Source organism: Dietzia maris, from assembly GCF_014144855.1.
GTDB classification, from domain to species: Bacteria; Actinomycetota; Actinomycetes; order Mycobacteriales; family Mycobacteriaceae; genus Dietzia; species Dietzia kunjamensis.
Map to the genome: position 1 here is coordinate 1 of NZ_JAALDN010000503.1, position 1,444 is coordinate 1,444.

General features: G+C 60.7%; 2 protein-coding genes. Both read left to right on the forward strand.

The window, feature by feature from the left end:
- Positions 1 to 418: 418 nt before the first annotated feature.
- Positions 419 to 1,009: a hypothetical protein gene (locus G6024_RS15290; RefSeq protein ID WP_159149097.1), complete on the forward strand. Its 591-nt coding sequence runs from the start codon at positions 419 to 421 to the stop codon at positions 1,007 to 1,009.
- Positions 1,009 to 1,242 carry a hypothetical protein gene (locus G6024_RS15295; RefSeq protein WP_132064308.1) on the forward strand — a complete coding sequence of 78 codons (234 nt, stop codon included), beginning with the start codon at positions 1,009 to 1,011 and terminating at the stop codon, positions 1,240 to 1,242. The genes G6024_RS15290 and G6024_RS15295 overlap by 1 nt, the downstream gene beginning before the upstream one ends.
- Positions 1,243 to 1,444 lie beyond the last annotated feature (202 nt).

The window sequence follows — 1,444 nt, forward strand, 5'->3', positions numbered from 1 at the left end:
GCGGCATCGCTTCTGCCTCGAGCGCCTGGAGGAAACGCCACCCCGCAGTGACTCCTCGACGGCCCGGTTACTGCCCTGGATGGCCTCGGCAGGCAGGCCCTCTGTCGACACCCCACCCCGGCACTGGTCGGCGCACTTCGGGGCGCAGCGGACCCTGCCGAGGTATGGCAAATCGACCTGCCCCGGCGTTGGCACTGCGCCCCGGTGATCGTCCCTCCATTTGCTGCAGTGACGTCATGGTTACGCGCCCAGACATCCGCAGCTGACAGTCAACAGTCCACCGATGGCGGCGAATAGGGGCCAATTAACTTTTCCGCAGCGTTATGTGAATGAAGTTGACTTAACTTTTTTCGGAACGGTATTCATGTAATCATCCCTGCTAGGCCCGCATTTGCGCCGATGAGAGATTGGGAATTTCATGAGAAGCCGCATCGCTCCTTTTGTCAGTGTGGTTGCAATCGCCATGGCCATGTTCACGCCGACAGTGCACGCCCAGACCGGAAGCTCGGGTTCCACAACTGCCGCTTCCATTTCCCCTGACACTAAAGAGGTGGCCCTAGAGGCATACAAGAACCTCGACGTTGATGCTGCACGCACCGCCGACCCCTCAGGATTCGACCGTCGACTCGACAAGCTGTCGTCGAGCCCGGCAATGACCGAGTTCCTCAATCGCTACTCCATAGACCCCTCCGGTGAGCTCAAGCGCCTCGCTGCCCTGATGGACGACCGCGCGATCGACACGTTTCTCGCCAAGACTGACGGGCAGTACATCACGCCGAACACTGGGCCTGAGGGAGGCCTTCAGCTCGTCAACGAGCTTCCGGCGCCTGACACTAACCCCGGCGGCGATTTGCAACCTGCCGCCACTTGTTGGAAGTCCTACGTCGGAATCGGCGCGTTCACGTGGGTAACGGGCTTCTACTGCGCACTGACGGGCATCATGACCTTTCCGTGCTTGTGGATCGCAGCCATTGCTGGCGACAAGGTTAACTGGGATCGATACTGTTGATGCGTACCTTCGCCGCGCTCGCCATCAGCGCCGTTATCGGAGTCGTCGCCTACGCATTGATCGTCATGATTGGCCCGAACTCGGGAACGGCAACATCGCTGCGAATCGCGCTCTGCGCGGGACTAGCCATTATGGACTTCACCCTGGGCATCGGCGCACGAGTACGGGCCAACCGTCCGTTGAGATCCCTAATTCCCCCCGCCTTCGCCAACAAGGACGACAACTCTCGCTGACCGTACTTAAGTAGGCCAAGCCCCTCGCGCGTTGATCGCTGAATTTGGCGAAGGTTTACCGCGCCGCCGACAGGCCACCGCCCAATCCTTGTTAGGCCGGCACTAACGGCCGTGGCGTAGCCATCGCGGTTCTCTCGCCTGGTCATGCAGCTTCGGACTAGAGCCGAGCTCTGACCTGCCGCGTCGATTTCGGACAGCGGAG